The 21,809-nt window shown below is 59.9% G+C and carries 17 protein-coding genes and 3 pseudogenes; 8 read left to right on the forward strand and 12 right to left on the reverse strand.

Annotated elements, in window-relative coordinates:
• Positions 1-55: 55 nt before the first annotated feature.
• Entirely contained in the window at positions 56-8,704 is an 8,649-nt protein-coding gene (locus ACIQU2_RS02105) for a GH36-type glycosyl hydrolase domain-containing protein (RefSeq protein WP_403138117.1), read from the reverse strand.
• Positions 8,705-9,044: 340 nt separating this feature from the next.
• Positions 9,045-10,097, reverse strand: coding sequence for an alpha/beta hydrolase family protein (locus tag ACIQU2_RS02110; protein ID WP_403138313.1), 1,053 nt, complete (start codon positions 10,095-10,097; stop codon positions 9,045-9,047).
• A 149-nt stretch (positions 10,098-10,246) separates the two neighbouring features.
• Here ACIQU2_RS02110 and ACIQU2_RS02115 point away from each other — a divergent pair.
• A pseudogene (locus ACIQU2_RS02115) lies at positions 10,247-10,336 on the forward strand (hypothetical protein); the annotation flags it as partial.
• Between the two features lie 43 nt (positions 10,337-10,379).
• Here the strand turns inward: ACIQU2_RS02115 and ACIQU2_RS02120 are convergent.
• Positions 10,380-10,865: an adenosine-specific kinase gene (locus ACIQU2_RS02120; RefSeq protein WP_403138119.1), complete on the reverse strand. Its 486-nt coding sequence runs from the start codon at positions 10,863-10,865 to the stop codon at positions 10,380-10,382.
• A gap of 174 nt (positions 10,866-11,039) precedes the next feature.
• On the opposite strand from ACIQU2_RS02120, the gene ACIQU2_RS02125 reads away from it, so the two are divergent.
• On the forward strand, positions 11,040-11,240 hold the full coding sequence (locus tag ACIQU2_RS02125; protein ID WP_403138122.1) for a YbdD/YjiX family protein: 201 nt from the start codon (positions 11,040-11,042) through the stop codon (positions 11,238-11,240).
• Here ACIQU2_RS02125 and ACIQU2_RS02130 read toward each other — a convergent pair.
• A complete protein-coding gene (locus ACIQU2_RS02130; RefSeq protein WP_403138125.1) occupies positions 11,237-11,605 on the reverse strand; it encodes a hypothetical protein in 369 nt (122 codons plus the stop codon). The two genes, ACIQU2_RS02125 and ACIQU2_RS02130, sit on opposite strands and share 4 nt — an antisense overlap.
• Positions 11,533-12,585 carry a hypothetical protein gene (locus ACIQU2_RS02135; RefSeq protein ID WP_403138128.1) on the reverse strand — a complete coding sequence of 351 codons (1,053 nt, stop codon included), beginning with the start codon at positions 12,583-12,585 and terminating at the stop codon, positions 11,533-11,535. Before ACIQU2_RS02135 ends, ACIQU2_RS02130 begins: the two co-directional genes overlap by 73 nt.
• On the opposite strand from ACIQU2_RS02135, the pseudogene ACIQU2_RS02140 reads away from it, so the two are divergent.
• Together ACIQU2_RS02140 and ACIQU2_RS02145 are read left to right on the forward strand one after the other, a co-directional pair.
• Positions 12,496-12,993: pseudogene (locus ACIQU2_RS02140) on the forward strand (GlxA family transcriptional regulator); the annotation flags it as partial. The gene ACIQU2_RS02135 and the pseudogene ACIQU2_RS02140 sit on opposite strands and share 90 nt — an antisense overlap.
• A pseudogene (locus ACIQU2_RS02145) lies at positions 12,993-13,384 on the forward strand (nitrilase-related carbon-nitrogen hydrolase). The pseudogenes ACIQU2_RS02140 and ACIQU2_RS02145, both read left to right, overlap by 1 nt.
• 51 nt (positions 13,385-13,435) lie before the next feature.
• Here ACIQU2_RS02145 and ACIQU2_RS02150 read toward each other — a convergent pair.
• From ACIQU2_RS02150 to ACIQU2_RS02160, 3 genes are all read right to left on the reverse strand, one after another.
• Complete coding sequence (locus ACIQU2_RS02150) at positions 13,436-14,134, reverse strand: dienelactone hydrolase family protein (RefSeq protein WP_403138131.1); 699 nt, start codon at positions 14,132-14,134, stop codon at positions 13,436-13,438.
• Between the two features lie 94 nt (positions 14,135-14,228).
• Entirely contained in the window at positions 14,229-14,744 is a 516-nt protein-coding gene (locus ACIQU2_RS02155) for a DoxX family protein (RefSeq protein ID WP_347806120.1), read from the reverse strand.
• A 57-nt stretch (positions 14,745-14,801) separates the two neighbouring features.
• Positions 14,802-15,005 (reverse strand): hypothetical protein, encoded by a 204-nt coding sequence (locus ACIQU2_RS02160; protein ID WP_059405530.1) that lies wholly within the window; start codon positions 15,003-15,005, stop codon positions 14,802-14,804.
• Between the two features lie 433 nt (positions 15,006-15,438).
• Here ACIQU2_RS02160 and glsB point away from each other — a divergent pair, with 433 nt between their 5' ends.
• The 3 genes from glsB to ACIQU2_RS02175 all read left to right on the forward strand — a co-directional run bounded on the left by glsB (position 15,439) and on the right by ACIQU2_RS02175 (position 18,518).
• Positions 15,439-16,347: a glutaminase B gene (gene glsB / locus ACIQU2_RS02165; RefSeq protein ID WP_347806122.1), complete on the forward strand. Its 909-nt coding sequence runs from the start codon at positions 15,439-15,441 to the stop codon at positions 16,345-16,347.
• Between the two features lie 147 nt (positions 16,348-16,494).
• Complete coding sequence (locus ACIQU2_RS02170) at positions 16,495-17,997, forward strand: aldehyde dehydrogenase family protein (RefSeq protein WP_403138134.1); 1,503 nt, start codon at positions 16,495-16,497, stop codon at positions 17,995-17,997.
• 170 nt (positions 17,998-18,167) lie between these two features.
• Positions 18,168-18,518, forward strand: a complete 351-nt coding sequence (locus tag ACIQU2_RS02175) for a BON domain-containing protein (RefSeq protein ID WP_403138137.1) — start codon at positions 18,168-18,170, stop codon at positions 18,516-18,518.
• An 80-nt stretch (positions 18,519-18,598) separates the two neighbouring features.
• Here the strand turns inward: ACIQU2_RS02175 and ACIQU2_RS02180 are convergent, their stop codons facing one another.
• Both ACIQU2_RS02180 and cynS read right to left on the reverse strand, forming a co-directional pair.
• Entirely contained in the window at positions 18,599-19,261 is a 663-nt protein-coding gene (locus tag ACIQU2_RS02180) for a carbonic anhydrase (protein WP_347806124.1), read from the reverse strand.
• Between the two features lie 173 nt (positions 19,262-19,434).
• Positions 19,435-19,902 carry a cyanase gene (gene cynS, locus ACIQU2_RS02185; protein WP_403138139.1) on the reverse strand — a complete coding sequence of 156 codons (468 nt, stop codon included), beginning with the start codon at positions 19,900-19,902 and terminating at the stop codon, positions 19,435-19,437.
• A 124-nt stretch (positions 19,903-20,026) separates the two neighbouring features.
• Here cynS and cynR point away from each other — a divergent pair, with 124 nt between their 5' ends.
• Positions 20,027-20,932 (forward strand): transcriptional regulator CynR, encoded by a 906-nt coding sequence (cynR, locus tag ACIQU2_RS02190; protein WP_403138141.1) that lies wholly within the window; start codon positions 20,027-20,029, stop codon positions 20,930-20,932.
• On the opposite strand, the gene ACIQU2_RS02195 is transcribed toward cynR, so the two are convergent.
• Positions 20,918-21,220, reverse strand: coding sequence for a hypothetical protein (locus tag ACIQU2_RS02195; RefSeq protein ID WP_347806127.1), 303 nt, complete (start codon positions 21,218-21,220; stop codon positions 20,918-20,920). The genes cynR and ACIQU2_RS02195 overlap by 15 nt on opposite strands.
• Before the next feature lie 136 nt (positions 21,221-21,356).
• Positions 21,357-21,686: a hypothetical protein gene (locus ACIQU2_RS02200; RefSeq protein ID WP_403138144.1), complete on the reverse strand. Its 330-nt coding sequence runs from the start codon at positions 21,684-21,686 to the stop codon at positions 21,357-21,359.
• Positions 21,687-21,809: the final 123 nt, after the last annotated feature.

The following is a 21,809-nucleotide window of genomic DNA, read 5'->3' on the forward strand; positions in this document are numbered from 1 at the left end:
CAGGGACGTGCCCACTCAGGGTACTCCCATGCACGCCATGGCTGGTGATCAATGTCTATTCATCGGCGGCATGCTCGTATTCCAGCGCCTGAGGCCTGGGTGACCGGGCGCGACAATCTACCCGAACCCAATGCTCCAGAACGCCGTCATCCAGTGTCAGCGCAGAGTCACTCAATGGCTGGCCATCGAGGGTAATGGAGGTGATGTTCGAACTGCCCTGACGCACATCAAAGTGGTAGAGGGTTCTGCCGAAGCGGTAGTGCAAGATGAAGCCCGGCCAGTCGACGGGTATCAGCGGTTCGATTCTGAGCGTGCGGCCGCTGCGTTGAACGCCCAACAATGACTCGACAATCAGCCGGTACATCCAGCCGGCAGAACCGGTATACCAGGTCCAGCCCCCTCGCCCGGCATGGGGCGCGGCGCCGTAGACATCCGCGGCCATGACATAGGGTTCGACCTTATAAGTATCGATTTGAGCGTTGTTGGCAGGGGCAGCGGGGTTGATCAGATTCAGCAGTTCCCATGCTTTGCCGGCTTCACCCAACTGCGCAAACGCCATGCCCGCCCAAACGGCAGCATGCGTGTACTGACCTCCGTTCTCGCGCACGCCAGGCACGTAGCCCTTGATGTAGCCGGGGTCCAGGGCGCCCTTGTCAAATGGTGGGTCAAGCAGCAACACGGCGCGGATGTCACGTTTGATCAGATGCTCATCCAATGACTGCATGGCCTTAATCTGGCGGACGGCAGAGCCGGCCCCTGACAGCACTGACCAGCTTTGAGCAATAGAATCGATACGACATTCCTCATTGCTCGCCGAGCCGAGCATTTGTCCGTCATCGAACCAGGCACGGCGATACCAGGCGCCGTCCCAGGCAGCTTGATCGAGGTTGCGTTGCAGTGTCACCGCGCTGTCGCTGCAGCGTTTGGCAAATGCGTGATCACCGTGCAGGCGAGCGGTCACCGCAAATTGCTCCAGCACCTGATAGCTGAAGAAGCCCAGCCAGACACTTTCACCTGCACCCAGATGGCCGACGCGATTCATGCCGTCGTTCCAGTCACCAGAGCCCATCAGCGGCAACCCGTGATGACCGCGGCGCAGGCTGTGTTCGATGGCGCGCACGCAGTGTTGATACAGGGACTCTCGCAGGGGCGATACCCCGGGGAGGTCATAGTAGGACTCTTCGCCGGTCCCCAGTTCTCGTCCTTCCAGGTACCCGGCGGCCTCTTCCAGTACACCCACGTCTGCGGTCATTTCGACATAGCGGTTGGTGGCGGCCACCAGCCACAAAAAGTCATCGGAGCAGGTGGTGCGAACCCCTCGATTCATCGGCGGGTGCCACCAGTGTTGCACGTCGCCTTCCACATACTGATGGCCGGCGCACAGCAACAGGTGCGCTCGCACGGCTGCCGGATCGGCATGGATCATCGCCATGCTGTCCTGCAGCTGATCGCGAAAACCGATGGCGCCACCTGACTGGTAGTAGCCGCTTCGGGCCAGGAAACGGCACGCGATGACCTGATACATCAACCAGCCATTCACCATGACGTCGACCGCAGGCGCGCCTGTTTCGATACGAATGGCCCCGAGCAATGAGCGCCAGTGTTCCCGTACTTTCTGCAACTCCTCGGCGGCCACCAGGCTGCCCCGATAACGTTGCACCAGCTGGGTGGCGGCGTTACTGGAAGACGCCGCCCCCAGGCGCAGAATGACTTCCCTGGTATCACCATCGCCGAGTTCGATCGACACTTGCAGGGCGGCACAAGGGTCCAGACCGCCCCCCATGCGCCCGGACAGACCGGCGTGCTGCATCGCTGCCGGTGAGGCCAGGGTGCCACTGCGGCCAATGAATTCAGTACGGTCACCGCTGACACCGTGATCGATCGTGTCGGTGTCAAAGAACGCCACCCGCTCGGAAAACTCCACCGAATAGGCGTTGCGGGCGAAGAAGGCCCCGCTGGCGGGATCCGATTGGGTGACCACATGCATCGCCGATTTGCTGCGCAGGTCGCCCAGCACCCATTCCACATACCCTGTGACCGACAATGACCGTTGGCGTCCCGAGCGGTTGCTCAACAATAGCCGCGAGAATTTGATCGGCTCATCCAGCGCCACATAGATCCATAGCTCGCTGTAAATGCCGTCTTCTTCATGTTCGAACACGCTGTAACCGAAACCGTGACGGGTCTGGTACGGGCCTTGTCCGGGGCAGGGTTGAGGCGCCGCAGACCAGAAGTGCCCGGTCTCTTCATCGCGCAGGTAAATGGCTTCGCCGCTGCGATCGGTGACCGGGTCGTTGTGCCAGGGCGTCAGGCGAAATTCATGGGCGTTTTCGGCCCAGGTATAGGCACTGCCGGCTTCCGAGACCACCGTGCCGAGTTGTGCATTGGCGATCACGTTAACCCAGGGTGCGGGTGTCGGATTGGGCGCGAGCCCGGTGATGATGTACTCACCGCCATCGGCGCTGAAGCCGCCATATTCGTTGCTCAAAAGCAGGAAGGGACGGTTCGGTCGTACCGATGCCGGCCGAGCTCGAAAATGCCTGGTCGCCACAAACGACGCGTGCACCGGTGATACTTTGCGGCGATGAATCTGTTCGGCCAGGCTGCCCAGACCTTCGCTCAGCACCAGCCGGGCAACCGAGAGGAACAGCACGCGATCTTCATTCGACATCTGCTGCGCGGGGCGCACAAAAATCCCGCCCGGACGATCCAGCAGAGTGGCTTCACTGCCTGAGGTGATAAGGCCCAGGATCGCGTCCTGCAGTTGCTGACGATAACCCGCCTGATCTTCGTTCCAGATCAACAGATCGACCACCAACCCTTTTTGCCGCCAGTAGGCGTGGGCCTGAATCAATTGCTGCACCAGGGCGATATTGTCAAGGCTTTGGATTTGCAGCAAAACGATGGGCAGGTCGCCGGAGATGGCCTGACCCCAGAGTCCCGGCTGATTGCGGCGATTGGCGATCAGCACCGCATGGTTGGCGCGCATCGAGGCGTTCGCATAAAGCAGCGACGAGGCCATCTGCTCGAACAGACGGGCGTCGGACAACGAGGCGTTGAGCTGACGCAGAAGCACCTGGCTATGGGTCCAGGACAGGTCGAACACCCGGTCGGCGAGGTGGCGGTCGCGGTATTTGTTGATGAGATAAAGGCAGTCATCACGGCTGTCGGCGACACCGGTTACCAAGTCGATGGTGGCCTGTTGGCCGGGTTGCAAGGTAATCCTGCAGCGAATCGCGATCACCGGATCGAGCACCGGGCCTGCACTGCCTGACAAGCGCTGGCAATTGGCATCAAGGGCGGCAGGTGACACAAGGCTGCGTCCTCGGCCGATGAATCGGGCGCGATCGGTTTCGTACGAGATCGCATCGATGTCCACCCCGTGTGCCGCCAGCAAATGGCACATCCACGGCGTCGGCTCATCGCTGGCCCGGGGTCGGCGGCTGCAGATAATGGCCTGAAGCGCAGTCAGTAATTCGGTCTGCACGAACAGCTTGCTGAACGCCGGGTGCATCGCGTCGTTGACCGGGGTTGTCAGCACGACTTCGGCGTAGGTGGTGATCTCCAGTGTCTTGGCCGATGACGCTCGGTTGGTGACATGCAGGCGGCGCAGTTCGATGTCGTCTTCAGGTGAGACAACAATCTCCAGGTGCGTGTCGAATTCCAGGTTGCGCGCACGGAACTCTGCACGGGAATCGCAGAAGATCGCCTCGTGGCTCTCGGGTTGATGCATAGTCGGTTGATGCGCAGCCGACCAGACCGTGTTGGTCTGGACATCGCGCAGGTAGCAGAACATCCCCCAATTGTCCTGTGAGGTGTCCTCCTGCCAACGAGTGATCGCCATCTCATTGCGGCGGCTGTAACCACCGCCGCCGCTGGTCAGCATGACATGGTAGCGACCGTTGGAAAGCAATTGCACGGCCGGACGCTTGCGTCCTGGATCAGAGAACACCCGAAGCCCCGCATCCTGACCTTGGCCAACATCGCCGAGTACGGGCGACTGTGTGGTTTGCAGGTACGGCGCGGTGGATTTCGGCACCCGCTCCTGTAGCAGCAGCAGGGCTGATCGCAGCGCCGGGTCGGCCTCGAATCGCCCTTGCATGGGTTGATCGAGCAGTCGGCTGGTCAAGGCCAGCAAGCTCATGCCCTGGTGGTGAGCCATGAACGACCGGACCACGACGAAGTGTTGGCCACGCGGTAAGCGGGCCTCGGTGTAATCCACTGCTTCATACAGACCGAAACGTCCAGCAGAGCCTTGCAGGGCGAGGCGTTGCAGGTTTTTACAGGCTGCATCGGCATCGACCATCAACGCCAGGGCGCTGGCATAGGGCGCTATCACAACGTCATTGCTCAGCCCGCGCTGGAGCCCCAGGGCCTGAACGCCGAAGGCGCGGTATTGATAATTGAAGTGCGCGTCGACGGTGGAGTAACCCGATTCCGAAACGCCCCAGGGAATGCCCAGCCTGTTGCCCTGTTCGATCTGTACCGACACGGCGGCGCGGCAAGTCTGGTCCAGCAGGCTGCCCTCGAAGTTGGGCATCACCAGCATTGGCATCAGGTATTCGAACATCGAGCCCGACCAGGACAGCAACGTCGGTACGCCAGCGTTTTCACTCAGCAGCCTTCCCAGGGTGAACCAGGCGCGTTGGGGGATTTGTCCTTGAGCGATGGCCACGTAATTGGTCAGCCGCACCTCGGACGCCAACAGGTCGTAGTAACCGGTGTCGAGCCTGCGCTCCTCGGCGTTGTAACCGATGACAAACAGGTCACGCTGGTTGTCGTAAAGCAACGAGAAATCCATCTGCGCCAGCGATGCCGCTGACAACGCCAGACGCTTCACGGTTTCCAGACGCTGCTCGGCGTCACTGCGGACCCGCTCGATTTCAGGGTGGTGGTCGGCGGCCCAGTCGGCGGGGTTCAGATCTGCCAGTTGACGCAAGGTGCGAGGCGATTCAATCGTAACCAAGGGGGCAGGGAGGCGATAACGCTGCAGTTCTTCTGTCCAGTCGATGCATTGACGCGTAAACGCTTCTCGCCAGTAGAGGCTTTCCTCGTCGGTGTCCGCTTGCTTGTCTGTGACCATGATGCGAACCGTGTGCAGCAGGTCTGCCAGCGCCTCAGGGGTCGCAGCTTGCGAGACCGGTTCAAGGCCTTTTCTCAGTTGCAGGGCGAATTCATCCGACCCCGAGGCGCGCTGGGAATCTGCAAGGATATCCAGGGTATCGCGCAGGCCCTTGATCACGGCAGGGCCGAACATCGGGGCGTCTGCAAGCTGCGCAATGCCGGTGCTCAAGGTCAACAGCAGGCCCGCCAGGTTACCGCTGTCGACGGTGGAGACGTAATGCGGACGCAGCGGCTCGAGGGTCTGCGTGTCGTACCAGTTATAGAAGTGCTGCCGATAACGCTCCAGACTGTCCATGCTGTCCAGCGACGCCGCAAGCCTGGACAGCAGCCGTTCGGTGCTCAAGTAACCGAAATCGTGAGCGGCCAGGTGGGCGAGCAGCGACATGCCCATATTGGTCGGCGAGGTGCGATGGGCAATGGCCGGCCTGGGTTCTTCCTGCACGTTGTCCGGTGGCAGCCAGTGATCCTGAGGCCCGAGGTATTGATCGAAGAACGCCCAGGTTCTGCGCGCCAGCAACCGCAGGAAGCGCAAGTCATCCGTAGACGGTGCGAACACCGACTGCTTGGGTGCGGAACTGAGCCACCAAGCGATCCAGGGGCCCGCTAACCACGACAGCAGCAGGGGACCGGCGATGGCCAGCGTCTGCGGATCCCTCGCCAGCAGGGCCAGTGAGATCAGGGCCGACACCGGCGCGATCCACATCTGGCGATAGAGGCCGGACAGCCGGTTTTCGGTGGTGCGCTCCACCTCGCGCGAAGGCTGCCATTGCAAAAGCCGGCGTCTGCTGAAGCCGATTCGCCAGAGCGAGCGCAGGATGGCGTCGGCGCTGTAGAACATCTCGAAGGGCAGCCAGGCGAGCGTCAGACCAGTCCGGGCGAGGTCTTGTACCAGATCACCCAGCAGCGCCCTGAGGTATTGTCCATAGGGCACATCGACGGGGGGCTGCATCAGATCGGTCACCGCTCGGAGCAACGGTTGAATCACCATCAACCCGATGACTGTCAGGGTCCAGTTCATTGGCTGACTGCTGGCAAACCAACCCCATGCAAACATCAGCAATAGCGCCAGCGGTTCCAGGCTGCGTCGCAGATTGTCCAGAATCTTCCAGCGTGCCATGACGCTCAGCCTGTTGCGCACCCACTTGCCGTCGGCGTTGCGCGCCCAGGGCAATGTCCACGGCAGCAGTTGCCAGTCGCCGCGAACCCAGCGATGCCGTCGTTTGACATCGGCACCGTAGCGCGAGGGGTATTGCTCGTAGACTTGCACGTCGCTGAGCAGGCCGGATCGTGCATAACACCCTTCGATCAGGTCGTGGCTGAGAATCTGGTTATCCGGCAAGCAACCTTCCAGGGCGCAGGTGAACGCGTCCACGTCGTAGATGCCCTTGCCGATGAAGGAGCCTTGCTGGAACAGGTCCTGGTAAACGTCCGATACCGACCGAGTGTAGGGATCGACGCCGGCATCACTGCCAAACAGCCGGGCGTAAATAGAGCGCGTGGCGCTGGTCAGGCTGATGCCCACTCGCGGTTGCAACACCGCGTAGCCGGAAATGATCTGCTCGCCGCCACTGTCGAACAACGGACGATTCAGCGGGTGCATCATGGCCGCCACGCATTGGCGGGCGACATCGCGCGGCAGCAGGGTGTCGGTGTCCAGCGTGATCACGTAACGCACCCCGCGCAATGGCGTGATGTCGCCGACGATGGCGTTGAAGCGTTCCAGTCCATGGCCACGCAAAAGGGCGTTGAGTTCAATCAGCTTGCCGCGTTTGCGCTCGTGGCCCATCCACACACGTTCGCTCGCGTTCCAGCGACGCGGCCGATGCAGCAGAAAGAATCGGTCGCTGAGTCCGTCCGCGTATTTTCGGTTGAGCAGGGTGATTGCACGGGAGGTCTGTGTGAGCAGCTCGGCGTCTTGCGGCTGAGTCTCTTCAGGTGCATCCAGAAAATCGCTGAGCAACGCGAAATACAGGTTGTTGTCGCGGTTTGCGAGAAACCGCACTTCAAGACCTTCCACCAGTTCATCCACATCTGCCGGGCTGGCGATCAGCGTCGGGATCACCACCAGGCTTCGCGCGCCATCGGGTATACCGTTGGCAAAATCCATCTTTGGCAGCGTCATTGGCAACAGACTGAACGTCACCAACCAGTTGATCAGGCTGATCGCCAGTCGGCTGGTCATGATCAGACAGGGAATCGCCATCATCAGAAGCGCCGCATCGGGCATCCCGTCGCGTTGCGCAGAGGCCAGTAAAGGCCAGGCGAAGATGAGCGTCAGAAAAGCCACCGGCGCCAGATAAAACATCAGCGGCGACTGCTGCAACAACCGTTTCCAGCGCTCATGAAGCGGCACCCGGGCGTTGAGTCGTCGCTCTAGCGTCGGCAGCCCAGCGCTGATCAGGTAATACCCGACATGCCGGGCCAGCAGTTCGCAGGGGACTGAGGCGGTTCCGGCTGCGGCGAGATTGATCGCGGCGCGGGCGACCTGGATTTCCGAGTGCTGGGGGCTTCTTCGGGCAAGGCGTTCTATGACATGCCGGTAGCTGTCACGGGTACTGAAATCCATCGCCCGGTAAATTTCTGCGGGGTCTTCATAGAGAATCTGCTCGACATGACTCATCGACTCGACGAACTCGCGCCAGTCCGTGGCGGACAAGAGGCGCAAGCTGCCGATGCTGTTGCCAATGGACACCTGATCCGCTGCCTGTTGTTGCGCATCGAGCTGCACCTGGCGTTCGATGCTGGAGCCTGTCTCACTCAGCATCTGCTCCATCCAGTTCAGCGCCAGGGCCAGTGCTGCGCTTTGGCCCTGCAGGCGGCGGGTGAATTCGGCGACAAAGGCGGCGGTCATCGGCGGTGCGGAGCGGGCCATGTCGGCAACAGTCAGCACCACGCTTTTGATGTCTCGTTCTGAGGTTTCGATCAGGTGTTCGGCCCAGTCATCGGCCAGATTGCGCTCGTCGGCGTTTGCCATGACCCTCGAGGCCACTCGCCGCAGGTTTTCGATCAACGCCAGACGTAGCATGATCGGTATCGCCCACAGTTCGCCCAGCGCAAGTGGCATCACTGTCTGATAGGAAAAAATGAAGCGGCTCAGACTTTCCTCATCGACTCGACCGTCACCATGGGAGATGGTCTCCAGAGCGATGTCATAGACTCGAGGCAGCCCCGCGGACGGGCCGTTGATCAGGCGTGGCAACTCACGGCTATAGCCTTTGGGCAGGTGCGTTCTGGCGGTGCGAATGTTTTCCTCGACCAGATAGTAATTGTCCAGCAGCCATTCCGCTGCCGGAGTCACTCGTCGGCTGGACACTTGCGCGTTGGCCAGCGCCGTGCAGCTGCGTTTGAGCAACTCCTCGTTATCATCGAGCCTGTGCAGCATCGAATCCCGTGCGGACAGCGTTGTCAGGCGATGCTGCCCGGCCAGGGTGATGCCGTGACTGGCCATCTGATCGGCGCTGAAAAGCTCCGAGCGCAAAATGGGCTCGTATTTGAATCGGGGTGGGGGAAACAGACGGGTTCGCCATAAGCCGGACGAGCGGGAAAATACCTTCTGTAGGCGTGTCCATATGCTGTTCATAAGGTCCTGAGCCTGAAACGCATCGTACAATTACGTACATTTTTCTAGGTGCGCCAACGCATTGCTCCAGCACCGAGCAGCGCTGGATGGACGTAGCTTTTCAGCTTGAGTGTGGTGACTTGGAGGGCTGTTCGTCTGTTCGCTGGCGAACATAGCCCGCGTTCTTTGGATGTTTGTAGCAATGTCAGGAGTGACTGCTTTTGGCCGAAAGCAGCTGTTCGCGACCGACCGCTCCGACCCAGAGCGCTCATCCCTGGCCAACCGATCTGACAGATTGCACGGGTGCTGAAACTGCTCCAGCGTTTTTTTGTTGAGCTGCGGCAGGTCTCGTACCACGATTCTACAAACTGTCTTCTTTGTTGATAGATGACTGAAGAAACTCTGCTATCAGCGACGTAATCTGCTGTTGAATCACCCTACGCGGGCGAGCGCTGTCGCCATCCCGGCAAATGATGCCATCGCCTGGTACTTCTTCTTCGAGCAATACCTCCGCGCCAGGTTTGCACAACGACAAGAAACTGAAATGGCTTGCGTCGCGGATTTCGACGTAACGGCTTGACGCCGGAGGCAGGCGTTTGGCCAGGTTGGCAGACTCCAACTCAGCGGGAAGCTCGCGCGACGGTACGCCGGCAGCGATCACCAGCGCTGGTACCGGTAGCGCGGCCAGGCTTTCATCGGTCATGCCCCGTGAAAGGCCCAGGTCCAAGGTAACCACAGCAGTGACGCGTTTATCGCGCAAATCGGCGGCCAACGCGGCCTTTGATTCTGAGGTGCTTGCGGGGTTTATCTTTCCATAGACGGTGCAACTTGTTAACTGCGGGTGGGCTTTGCAGTCATGGGCGAAGCGGTCTGGATCGAAACGAGCACCGGCGATCTCCAGGGCGGTCCAGCCGCCGAGTGAATGGCCCACCACTGCAATTCGGTCATTGGCGACCAAGCCGAATTTTTCAGGTTGAGTCGTGACCCTATCAATGGCTCGGCGTAAATCAACGGGCCGCTGCCATAACTGCGCCGCTGCTTGAGGGCTACGGTCATGAGTGGTGGTGCCAGGGTGATTGATTGCGGCGACGATGTAACCCCTATGGGCCAGAGCACTGGCAAGCCAGATCTGGTTGCTCCAGTTACCTCTGTACCCGTGGGAGAGCACCAACAATGGATGCTTGCCAGTAGCGGGTGGCGCGTCACGAACGGCAGAAGCCCCGACAAACACCGCATCATCGCCAATCATTTGCGTGGCTGCGGTAGTTGCACTAGGGTACCAGACGACCATCTCCAGTGCGCGGTCATTGTGCGCGTCCGCCAGTGTGGAAGAGTGGAAGCCGACAGGGTTCTCGTCAGCGAGTGCGATAGTAGTCAACCAGCTCAACAACAGGGCGCCAAAAGCTATTTTCAATGTCGTTTCTTCCTTGATTAGACAAGTGCATGGCAGCCTGAACCCGCCGTCAGGCGCATCCATCTTCGTAGGGAGTCGAAGCCAATCTGGCTGCATGTAAGCACGGACATTAAAGCCCACATTCGAACCGCCGAGCATAATTTTCATCGTTAACTCTGTCCTCCAAGGGATCTGCCGGTGTCACCGGCTCGGGATTCATCATTCTGGCGGCGACGTTATCGTCCCTTGGCACCATTCCAGGTGTGAGGCGCTGAACAGTGTGATGTTCAGCGCCTGCTTTGCTCATAGTTTGTAGCCGATCTGCCGCAACAGGTTCTTGCGCCACAGGATGTCTTCCTCGCCTTCAATGCCACGGGCACAGAAGCCATCCACCATGCCCAGAATCGCTCGCCCTTGGTCCGTCTCGGCGAGAATCACCTCAGTCGGGTTGGCCGTTGCACAAAATATGCGGCACACCTCTGGAACCATTTTGACGGCGTTCAACACGTTTACGGGATAGAAGCCATCGTCGAGGAAAATGATGAAGCTATGGCCTGCACCGATGGCTTGGGCATTGCTCCGGGCCAGTTCGATCATGGCGGTATCGGTGCCCGACCAGCGCACCAGGCATTTTCCGGAGGCTTCGCAAAAGGCCACGCCAAAACGGATACCTGGCACGGCATTGACCAACGCTTCGTGGATGTCCTCGACGGACTTGATGAAATGGGTCTGACCCAAAATGAAATTCGTTGCTTGCGGCTTGTCGATTTTCAACGTGATGAGTTGCATCTCGAACGCCTCCTTTCACGATGTCGTTATTCTTTAGCCTAGCGTGAGAACGAGCCGGGCGTTGCGCATCGCCGCGTTTGATACTTGAACATACAAAGCACCCCGGTGATGACACATTGCAGATACATCAGTGCGGTTTGATGGGCCAGTCCCACACTCACAGAGAGATTGGCCATGTACCGCAAACTGCAGCAGGTCGCCAGGTTCTTCAGTCAGGGCGCGCGTTTAATGGTAGGCGTGCCCGATTACGATAACTACGTTGCGCAAATGGCGCTCAATCATCCCGGCGAGCCGGTCATGAGCTATTCGGCGTTTTTTCGTGAGCGTCAGGAGGCCCGCTTTGGCCGTGGAAAATGCAATACCCGTTGCTGCTAGAACTTCGCATAGTTCAACGCGTCGACAATGGCCGAGCCGCCGATACCGGTCAGCGACAGCAGCAGCGCCCGGATCAGCGGGTCTTCCGCGTAGCGTGAGAACGAGCCGGTATTGAACGTCGCGGTCCGCTCGCGGATCATCTTGAACTTGGTGTAGCAAGGCGTCGTTTCGGGTGTTTGCAGCAGATAGGCGTCGAGCCGTTGCAAGGCAACGGTGCGGGCCTTTTCCGCTGCGCGTCGCAACGACAGCGCGGAAACCAGCAGTACCAACGCCGTCAGCAGGTAGGAAATGATCAGGCCGGGCGGTGTCGGCCAGTTATCCCCCAGAAGCGAGCAATGACGATCATCTTGCGCCCGTCCGTGCAAGCGGCCTGGGCCGGTGTGCAGGACTTTGACCATTCGTCGCTGGCGGTCAGCAACGGGAAGAAAATCTTCAGCAGGCAGTGCCCCAGTTCGTTGCACCATCGACGCAATGTCCAGCCTTTACCCCGGCGAATCAAGCGTCGAACCTGTCCCCACAACGTCATCTCGTATTTACGCATGTGCAGGCGTAAATGGTACGTGGCTTCGATCTCGGTCCGATTGATGCGCAGGTTGCGCCAGGCCCCTGCCAGTGCCGAGAGGGAGATCAGCACGGCCAGCAGCCGCGGTGCCACGGTGGGCCAGGCGCTGATGCCTTCGAACAGGAACATCGGCTCACCCAGTCCGTTGTCCGTCAATGTGCTGCGCATCTGGTACGCCAACATCAGTACGAACGTGAACCAGAGAAACTCCGCATGCCAGAACCGCGTGTCGATGAATGCACAGGCCGCCGCCACCATAAACAGCGTCATCGGCACGCCACGCACCCAGGCCAGCCGTGCGTCATGGTCATCTTTCGGGCCCTCGATGCGCCACCAGACGATGAACCCGGCGAGTATCAGCAGGGTGATGGTCAGTGGCCCGGCCCAGAAAAATGATTGGGCTTGCTTGAAGCGCTCGCGAATTGATTTGGAGGGTTCAGGGTAGGGCGGCGGTGAGGGGGCCTGAAGGCAGCGCAGCGCCATCAGGTCGTGCGGACGTACGCCTCGATCGGACTGCGATTGTGTCGGTGCTTCGCAATTAGCGGGGCGTGACGCGGTCAGCCGGCTCGCCAGAGGAATGAAGCCGCTGATCCCCACGTTCTTGAACCCTGCCAGCAGCGCATAACGAATGCGCCGGCGCCGTTCGACTTCGTCGGCGTATGGGCCGCCTTCGACCAGCGCCACCATGATGTCCGGCGTCTGGGCTCGATCTGCACCGGCGCTATTGCGCTGGCCGAGGCCGGTTTGCTTGATGGCCGGCGCGCGACCACTCACTGGTGCCATGCACCGGCGCTGCAGAAGGCGTACCCGAAGGTGAAGGTCGAGGAAGACCGGATCTTCATCAACGACGGCAACATCTGGACGGCCGCGGGCATGCGCGCCTGCGTCGATCTGGCGCTGGCGCTGGTGGAAAAGGATCTGGGTGCGGAAGTCGCGCGGCAATTGGTGGTGTACCACCGACGCGCGGGAGGGTTCAGCCGTGTGTTCCATGCCGAAACCGGGCAATCACCGGCCAAGGCTATCGAAAACCTGCGGGTGGAAGCGGCGCGTCTGATGATGGAAACCGGTCGGCACCCCATCGACGTGGTGGCAACCGATACCGGTTTTGGCGATCGGGAGCGAATGCGTCGCGCGTTTATCCGTGCATTTGGCCAGCCGTCGCAAGTGATTCAGCGCGCGAATCGTGGCTGATGCCAGTCAGTCCAGCCGTCGCCGTACAAATCAGCCCCGTTCTTTACAGCCGTGAATGCACCGTCGACAAAGTGGTGCAGAAGATTCTCGAGCTCGGCGAGCAGGGCGTGCAGTTCGCCGTGTTCCCGGAAACCATCGTGCCTTACTACCCGTACTTCTCGTTCGTTCAGTCGCCTTTCGAAAGGGGACCGAAGGCGAAGGCGAGGTGATCGTCGACCTCGACATGGGCCTGATCGACAAGCGCAAACGCATGATGGATTCGCGCGGTCACTACGGCCGTCCAGAACTGTTGAGCCTGCTGATCGACCGCACACCGGCGGCTCATGTGCATGAGCGCAGTGTTCGTCCGAAACTGGCGGTTACCGATACAGAGGAAGAACTCAGTCGTTAAACGGCAGACACAAAAAGGGGACTTTGGAAGTCCCCTGTTGCTCGTCTGGCCTTACAGTTCCTGACCCAAAAAGATCAACGTATTGCCATGGGCCTCAGCCGCTGCGCGCTGGTTGTAGCTGTCGCGATGCGAGCAGTTGAAGCCGTGTTCGGCCTCCGGGTACACGACAATTTCGACGTTATCGTTGTTCTCGAAACGCTCGGCGATTTTCTCCACGGCTTCCAGCGGGATGTGGCTGTCCTGTTCACCGAAGTGCATCAGCAGCGGCACTTCGATTTCATCGGCCCGGTCCAGCTGATTCTGGATTCCGCCGCCGTAATAGGCGATTGCCACGTCCACCAGCCCATTGGCGGCGGTGTGGTACGAGAGCAAACCGCCGAAGCAGTAACCAATCGAGGCGATCCCGCCGTCCAGACCCGGCTGGGCTTTCAATGCGTCAATGGCCAGTTCGATGTCGGTCTGTGCCTTGCCAACATCGGTGGCGTTCATCAACTCGACGGCGCGTTTCCAGCCGGCCTCGTCGTAGGTCAGTTCGATGCGGTGGCCGCTGCGCCAGAACAGGTCCGGTGCAATCACCAGGTAACCGTCGGCAGCGTATTGTTCGGCGACCGAGCGGATGTGTTCATTCACGCCAAAGATTTCCTGGATCAATAAGATCCCCGGGCCTTTGCGGGTGTGCGGAATGGCCAGGTAAGCGCCGAATTTACCGTCGGCGCTGTCGATCTCGATCCATTGGGTGGTCACGCTCATGGTGGCTCCTGTCTTCGCAAGTGAGTGGGGTGAAGCTTGTTGGGGCTGTAAGTCGTCGATGCTGGGTTCTTGACGTTATCGAGTCCCTGGCGTTTCAGCGGTTATCGCGACGCCAGAAGACTCGAGCCAGAAGCGCATCGAGGCTGAGCTTGCCGGCACCCGAGAGCAACAGCGGCATAAAGGCCGCGAGGTAGATCAGCGGCAGTTTGAAGTTGCCGTGACCCTTGTTGCTGATGGCGTAACCCTGGGCAAGCTCACTCAATGTAGACCAATCGGCCGGCCAGTGAACGGCGGCGGTCGCGACGACCGTGACCACGATCAAAATGATTGCCGAGATCCGCGTTCCCAGGCCGACCATTATGGCCAGGGCGCAGATCAGTTCGGCCCACATCGACAGTTCCCAGTTCAGCGTGGCCGGAAGGTGGTTGAAGGGGAACGGGAAGCTGTCCTGAATATCGGCGAACCAGTTTTCGCCATTGAATTTTTCCAGGCCTGACTCGAAGAATTCCCAGGCGAGGAACACCCGCAGGGTCAGCGGCGCGATCCAGCTACCGGCACGGTCAAGGTTCAGGTGCAGGCCTTTCACGGCCGATGAGAGTGAGGTGGTCATGGGCTTGATCTCCGTTCAGTCAGGGAGGTGGGGCACCGCGGTGCCCCACGCATTGGGTTACTCGCCGGCGCCGCACTTGCCTTCGCCGCATTTACCTTCCGCCGGTTTTTCCGCCGTGTCGGCCTGGACCTGGCTGTAGCCGTGGGCCAGTTGTTTCATGCTGAACGCCTCGGACTCAGAGGCTGAAGCCACGTTGGACAGGGCCAGGCCGCCAGCGATGATCAGGCCGAGGGTCAAAGAAGAAGTCGAGAGCTTGAACATGGTGATACTCCGTAGCATTGAGGGAGTTGAGCGCTTTGATCGGCGTGGCCAATCGACAGGCACAGTTCATCAAGCAGGTGTATCTGCGATGTGTCTTTGGCGTGGGGTTCTAGGGGCGGGGTGTGTCGGGAGGGGCGCTGTACACACTGTGATACGTAACCCCTAAAATCCTCAGCCAAACCACAGCCCTGTAATTGGATGGACTCGCCCAAGCCGAGGCTGCGTTCGGCTGCGAAGCAGTCGTAAACCCTGTGCACGCGATTCACCTGGACTACCGAGCTGCTTGGTTTCACGACTACTGCGCAGCCGAACGCAGCCTCGCTGGGGCTCGACAGCTGCTACAGAGAGCCGGTGGCATGTGATCCGGCCTCGACCGACGACGTCTAGCGTCTGTGTCCCCGCAATCCCATGGGGCGAGACTTCGGAACCCGGCATGCAAGCGCTGTTGAACGAGATCCTTGACGCAGTACGTCCCCTGATCGGCCAGGGCAAGGTGGCTGACTACATACCCGCCCTCGGTACGGTGCCGGCCGATCAGCTGGGCATCGCGGTGTATGGCAATGACGGCGAACTGTATTGCGCCGGCGATGCCCATTCGCTGTTCTCGGTGCAGAGTATTTCCAAGGTGTTCGGCCTGGTGCAGGCCATCGAACACTCCGGCGAAGCCATTTGGAAACGCCTGGGTCACGAGCCTTCCGGCCAGCCGTTCAATTCGCTGGTGCAACTGGAATTCGAGCGCGGACGCCCGCGCAACCCCTTCATCAATGCCGGTGCGCTGGTGATCTGTGACATCAACCAGTCACGCTTTGCCGCGCCGGCACTGTCGATGCGCGACTTCGTGCGTCGGCTGTCCGGCAACCCGCAAGTCATGGTGGACGGCAAGGTCGCCGAGTCCGAATACCAGCATCGCGCGCGCAACGCTGCGATGGCTTATCTGATGCAGTCTTTCGGCAATTTCCACAACGACGTCGAAGCGGTACTGCGCAGTTACTTCAGCCATTGCGCGCTGCGCATGAGCTGCGTGGATCTGGCGCGGGCGTTCTGTTTTCTGGCCAATGACGGTTTCTGCAAGCACAGCGGCGAACAGATTCTAACCGCCCGCCAGACCCAGCAAGTCAACTCGATCATGGCCACAAGCGGCCTCTACGATGAAGCCGGCAACTTTGCCTATCGCGTCGGTCTGCCCGGCAAGAGCGGCGTGGGCGGAGGGATTGTTGCGGTGGTGCCGGGGCAATTCACGGTGTGCGTCTGGTCGCCGGAGTTGAACACCGCCGGCAACTCCCTCGCGGGCATGGCCGCGCTGGAGTTGCTGAGTCAGCGGATTGGCTGGTCGGTGTTCTAGACACGGTGGTACCGGGTCACAGTGGTCTTTTAGCGTAGGGGGTGACGGGCCGCCGGGTTTTCGATTCCTGTCAGGCGTGCGGTTAATGACGCTCCAGGGATTTTCCTATACATTTTCCGGCCGCCCACTGCATGGTGAAACCGCTTCATGTCTCTTGCGCTCGAACGTCTAGTCGCTGGCACGCCTATCCCTTTCGCCGGGAATCGTGTCTCTGTGGTCAGCCCCGAATTAGCCGCGCGCTTTCAGCCCGGGGACCATCTGCTGGTGGAGCAGGTCAGCGGCGAATTGTTGCTGATTCCGGTGGCTGACCAGCAAGCGGCGGCCATTGCAATCGGGCGTGCCGAAGCGGCGTTCAGCGCAATGTCCGCGGTCTCGGATCAAGCCATCAGCGAGTTCTTTGATCGCTTCGCCCAACGCCTGGAAGACCCTGACTGCTGGGCTTTGATCGAAGCCGCCAACCTGGCCGACATCAAGCGGGCCAAGGCCCGCGGACGCTCCACCACGCGGCTTCTGGCGGATGAACGCATGCGTCGCGACATGATCGCCGGCCTCAGGGCCTGGCGAGATGCGTCGGCCACGCGCGGCAAAGTGGTCAGTTGCATCGAGCATGACGGCTGGAAAGTCGAGCAAGTGGTCTCGCCGCTCGGCATCGTCGCGTTCGTCTTCGAAGGCCGGCCAAACGTCTTCGCCGACGCCGCCGGTGTGTTGCGTACGGGTAATACGGCGGTGTTGCGCATTGGCAGCGATGCATTGGGCACGGCGCAAGCCATCGTCACCCACGCGTTGAATCCGGCACTGAGTGACGCCGGGTTGCCGACCGGAGCGGTGTCGCTGGTGGAAAGCGTCAATCACGCGGCCGGTTGGGCGATGTTCGCCGACCGGCGCCTGTCGCTGGCGGTGGCCCGTGGTTCGGGTCGTGCCGTCAGTCAATTGGGCAGCATCGCCCAACAGGCCGGCACCGCCGTCAGCCTGCACGGCACCGGTGGTGCCTGGCTGATCGCCGACAAGGACACCGACGCCAAACGCTTTGCCGCTGTAGTGCGCAACTCGCTGGATCGCAAAGTCTGCAACACGATGAACGTCTGCCTGATTCACCGTGACCGTGTCGCGGAACTGTTGCCGCTGTTCCTCGACGCGCTGCAACAAGCCGGCATCGCACGCGGGCAGGGCTGCAAATTGCACATCGTCGAAGGCAGCGAGCCGTATTTGCCGACCGATTGGCAGACCGCCAGCGTTGAGGTGTACCGCGCCGAAGGCTATCAAACCGAAGCGTTGGCCGAACCGCTGCCCGAGGATCAGTTGGGCCGTGAGTGGGAATGGGAAGAAACCCCGGAAGTCAGCCTGAAGATTGTCGATGACCTGGACAGCGCCCTCGCGTTGTTCAATCGCCATAGCCCGCAGTTCACCGTGTCATTGATCAGTGAAGATGCCGAGGCTCAGGAACGCTTCTACAACGCGGTCAACGCACCCTTTGTCGGTAACGGGATTACCCGTTGGGTCGACGGACAGTACGCACTGAACAAGCCGGAACTGGGTCTTTCGAACTGGGAGAGCGGTCGCCTGTTTGCTCGCAGCGCGATTCTCTCGGGAGATGGGGTGTTCACGATCCGCAGTCGCATGACCCAGACGGATCTGTCGGTCAAACGCTGATCCAGCACCACGACCCCAGTCAACGGCCGCACTATACTTAATGTGCGTCCGTATGGGCGTGGCGAGCGCTCCAAAACGAATCAGATGTCCATAACGCTCGCCTGAGAGTCAGAAGGCTGCACAGCCAATGGACGGGTAGTGCATCTGATGACGTGAGAGAGGGTTACACCATGAAACTTCATTCCTTTCAACAATACTCTCATGATCTGGAAAGGGGCGTTCACGACACGTGGATTACCGCCAGGGTGAAGTCAGCCCTCGCGATGGCCGAACCCAGCCTTGGCCTGCAAATCCATGTCAAAACCCACGGGGGCACGGTGGCATTGAGCGGTCGCGTCAACACCCATAAACAGTGTGAGCAGGCTGTTGCTCTGACCCGTTCGGTTCAGGGGGTCGTCGAAGTCGATGCCAAAGACTTGCTGACTCACGTGTTCACGCCCGGCAGTATTCCAGAACCACCCAACGCTGAAGAGGCCCCTGAGAGTCGGCCACAATCGTCAACAAAGATCGACGATAAATAACCCGGTCGATCGTGTCAGTGCAGCGCTCCCGTGAGCCGGGAGCGCTGCGTCGATCGTCTATCTGCCAATGGATACGTACTTCAGGCGGCTGCTTCTATGGATCGGGCTTGAAGGGCGCAGGTGTCCGGATACTCGGCGAGCGCCACAAAACGGTGGCTGTTGGCATCCAGTGCGTCAACCGAACCGGTCTCGATGTCGTAAACCCAACCATGCAAATTCAACAGGCCTTTCTCCTGAGCCAGGCGCACGCTCGGATGCGTCTGGATATTGGCCAGTTGCGCGATGACATTCTCCCGAACCATTGAGCTCACCTTCGCCGCATCATTGGCGTGAGGGCGGGATTCGTTGATGACTTTCGCTGACTCGGCGTGTTGCAACCAGCCGCTGACGGCGGGCAGGTGGTCCATGCATTTGCACTTGGCGACGGCGGTCATGGCGCCGCAGTCCGAGTGCCCGCAGATCACAATATCGGTGACGCCGAGTACTGCGACCGCATATTCGACCGTGGCCGACACACCGCCGGGGTGAGGGCTGTAGGAGGGCACGATGTTGCCGGCATTGCGGATCACAAACAGTTCACCGGGTTCCTGTTGGGTCAGCAGTTCCGGCACGACACGGCTGTCGGAACAGGTGATGAACAGCGTACCCGGATGCTGGGTGGTGGCCAGGTGCTTGAACAGGTCGGTTCGTTGCGGAAAGGCGTCTTTCTGGAACTTCAAAAAACCTTCGATGAGCGCCTTCATGGCGATGTCCTCATACGTGAATCGAATGATTATTTTGTAGCAGCTGCCGAGCCCGCGAGGCTGCGTTCGGCTGCGCAGCAGTCGCCTGGATCTGGCGAGGACTACGTCCTCGAACGCAGCCTCGCGGGCTCGGCAGCTGCTACGGATATAGCGTGATGCGGGCCGGCATCCGCTTAGAAAGGACGCAGTGGCAGGAATTTGCCGTCGAGGGTGATCACCGCGCGGGAGCCGCCTTCCGGGTCTTCGACTTTCTTCATGTCGAGCTTGAAGTTGATCGCACTGATGATGCCGTCGCCGAATTGCTCATGAACCAGGGCTTTCAAGGTGGTGCCGTAAATCTGGATCATTTCGTAAAAGCGGTAGATGGTCGGGTCGGTCGGGACACCCGAGAGGCTGCCGCGCAACGGGATGATCTGCAGGCGGGCCACGGTGTCGGCGTCCAGGTCCAGTTTTTCGCCAATCACTTTGGCGGCGCTTTCCGACAGCGGGTGCTGACCGAGCAGGGCGGCAGTGACGTAGGCCAGACCGAGGCCGGTGCCGTCGGTCAGGTCCTGCCAGGACAGGTTTTTGCTCGCTTTTGCATCGAGGATCGACGTAGTCAGGGCCAGACTTGGGTCGTTGTAAGCGTGGGACTGTTGCATGGTATTTCTCCTGTCGGGAGTGATGTTGCTTGGGTGTGGAGCAATCTTCTGCTGATCAATCCATAGCGTCCAAGACCGATATACAATGCAGCGCATAAGCACAGCCTATAGATGGTGATTCCCCATGCTGCTCCGACATTTGCGCTATTTGCTGGCGGTCGCCGACCACGGCGGTTTCACTCGCGCCGCCGAGGCGCTTCACGTTTCGCAGCCGACCCTGTCCCAACAGATCCGGCAACTGGAAGAAAACCTGGGCGTGAGCCTGTTCGACCGAACCTCGCGCACGGTGAAACCCACCGATGCGGGAGAGGCCTACATCGAATGTGCTCGTCGGGTGCTGGTGGAACTGGAGGCAGGCAAACGTGCGCTGCATGACGTAAAGGACTTGTCCCGCGGCACCCTGCGACTGGCCATGACCCCAACGTTCATGGCGTACCTGGTGGGGCCGCTGGTGCGCGATTACGTGGCGCGGTATCCGAACATCCATCTACAGATTTTCGAGCTGTCGATGGATGACATCGAGGCCGGGCTGGTGGATGACTCACTGGACATCGCCATCGCGTTTACCCAGGTCAGAAATGCCGACATCGAGTCGATCCCGGCGTTTACCGAGACGATGGGCGTCATGGTAGGGCGCGATCACCCGTTATACGGAAGCCAGGTCGCGTTGTCCGCGCAAGAGGTCGCGCAACTGGAATTTGCGCTGCTGGCCCCGGACTTCGTTACCCGCACCCGCATCGATGAGTACTTTGCTCAGGAGCAAATCACGCCGAAGGTGGTGATCGAGGTCAACTCGGTGAGTACCTTGCTGGAAGTCATTCGGCACACGGCCATCGCCACCATCCTTCCTGAGCCCATTGCCACCGAGGACCGCGCGTTGCGTAAAATCCCGTTGTTGGGGGAGTCGCCCAAACGAGGGGCCGCGCTGCTTCGACGCAAAAACAACTATCACAGCGCTGCGTCGGTGGCTTTTATGGAGCTGGTGTTGGGTACGGCTGCAGGTGTGTCGACTGCATCAGTCTTCTATTAATTGGCATACACCATTGGGTGCCTTGCCAGTAGAGGACACCGTGACCGAGTCGTCATCGGAGAGGAGGATCGAGATGATGACGCCAGAACCCTTGGCTTCGAAACGGCGATCGTCAATGGCTTTGGTCTCGGCTTCCTTGCTGTTGATCAACACCGGTCCGTCCTGGTCCGCGTGGACGATGATTTTGCCGGGGCAGTCCGCATCGAACAACGGAACGCCGGTGATGCTGTTTGCATGGGCAGCACTGGCCATTACGAGCAACAGCAAGCCTGTCAGTTGTATGTTCATCACAAACCTCCAATGATCCAGTGCACACGGTTAACGATAGCGTTGTTTGGTGCGCACGAGACAAACAAAAAGGCCCCGCTCGATGTGATGAGCGGGGCCTTTTTTGATGGGGGTGGAATAAAACCCCTGGGAGGTATCAGGAGAACCGGTCAATCACCCGAACTTCGTTCTGGTTCTGCATCGAGGTCCATGCCTGTTTCAGCGTTTGCAGAACATTACCGATGAAGTCCTTGTCAGCCGCGGCTTTCTTGCCGACATAGCCTTGGCCGCGACGGTACATCTTCAGTCGGGCGAGCAGGTTCTGGTTGTTCTTGTCGAACTCCGCTTCATGGGCGTGAGGCGACAGGCAGTCGATATGCACCTGGCCCGCCTTGCTGATCCACAGAATATGGCTGTCATGGCTGTCTTTTTGCGCAGCGAACAGATGAGCCAGTTCATCGATAGTGGGTTGATTGTTCAGATTCATAGTAAGCCCCTTGACCATTTGGTGATCTTTCAAAGTTGATTCGCTAATACAGGTAGCCCATCGGTTAGTTGATCCCTGGCACCGAAACCAGGACGTCAGCGGTCAGCCGCCAAATGGGCGGGG

Source organism: Pseudomonas sp. NPDC098740 (genome assembly GCF_044760065.1).
In the GTDB taxonomy this organism is placed as follows: Bacteria; Pseudomonadota; Gammaproteobacteria; order Pseudomonadales; family Pseudomonadaceae; genus Aquipseudomonas; species Aquipseudomonas rossensis.

Excerpts from the sequence above, each read along its gene's own strand:
- ACIQU2_RS02125 (WP_403138122.1), top strand. The coding sequence starts at position 11,040 with ATGTACCGCAAACTGCAGCAGGTCGCCAGGTTCTTCAGTCAGGGCGCG.
- ACIQU2_RS02120 (WP_403138119.1), bottom strand. The coding sequence starts at position 10,865 with ATGCAACTCATCACGTTGAAAATCGACAAGCCGCAAGCAACGAATTTC.
- ACIQU2_RS02170 (WP_403138134.1), top strand. The coding sequence starts at position 16,495 with ATGTCTCTTGCGCTCGAACGTCTAGTCGCTGGCACGCCTATCCCTTTC.
- cynR (WP_403138141.1), top strand. The coding sequence starts at position 20,027 with ATGCTGCTCCGACATTTGCGCTATTTGCTGGCGGTCGCCGACCACGGC.
- ACIQU2_RS02160 (WP_059405530.1), bottom strand. The coding sequence starts at position 15,005 with ATGTTCAAGCTCTCGACTTCTTCTTTGACCCTCGGCCTGATCATCGCT.
- cynS (WP_403138139.1), bottom strand. The coding sequence starts at position 19,902 with ATGCAACAGTCCCACGCTTACAACGACCCAAGTCTGGCCCTGACTACG.
- ACIQU2_RS02200 (WP_403138144.1), bottom strand. The coding sequence starts at position 21,686 with ATGAATCTGAACAATCAACCCACTATCGATGAACTGGCTCATCTGTTC.
- ACIQU2_RS02175 (WP_403138137.1), top strand. The coding sequence starts at position 18,168 with ATGAAACTTCATTCCTTTCAACAATACTCTCATGATCTGGAAAGGGGC.
- ACIQU2_RS02150 (WP_403138131.1), bottom strand. The coding sequence starts at position 14,134 with ATGAGCGTGACCACCCAATGGATCGAGATCGACAGCGCCGACGGTAAA.
- ACIQU2_RS02195 (WP_347806127.1), bottom strand. The coding sequence starts at position 21,220 with ATGAACATACAACTGACAGGCTTGCTGTTGCTCGTAATGGCCAGTGCT.
- glsB (WP_347806122.1), top strand. The coding sequence starts at position 15,439 with ATGCAAGCGCTGTTGAACGAGATCCTTGACGCAGTACGTCCCCTGATC.
- ACIQU2_RS02105 (WP_403138117.1), bottom strand. The coding sequence starts at position 8,704 with ATGAACAGCATATGGACACGCCTACAGAAGGTATTTTCCCGCTCGTCC.
- ACIQU2_RS02180 (WP_347806124.1), bottom strand. The coding sequence starts at position 19,261 with ATGAAGGCGCTCATCGAAGGTTTTTTGAAGTTCCAGAAAGACGCCTTT.
- ACIQU2_RS02155 (WP_347806120.1), bottom strand. The coding sequence starts at position 14,744 with ATGACCACCTCACTCTCATCGGCCGTGAAAGGCCTGCACCTGAACCTT.
- ACIQU2_RS02135 (WP_403138128.1), bottom strand. The coding sequence starts at position 12,585 with ATGGCACCAGTGAGTGGTCGCGCGCCGGCCATCAAGCAAACCGGCCTC.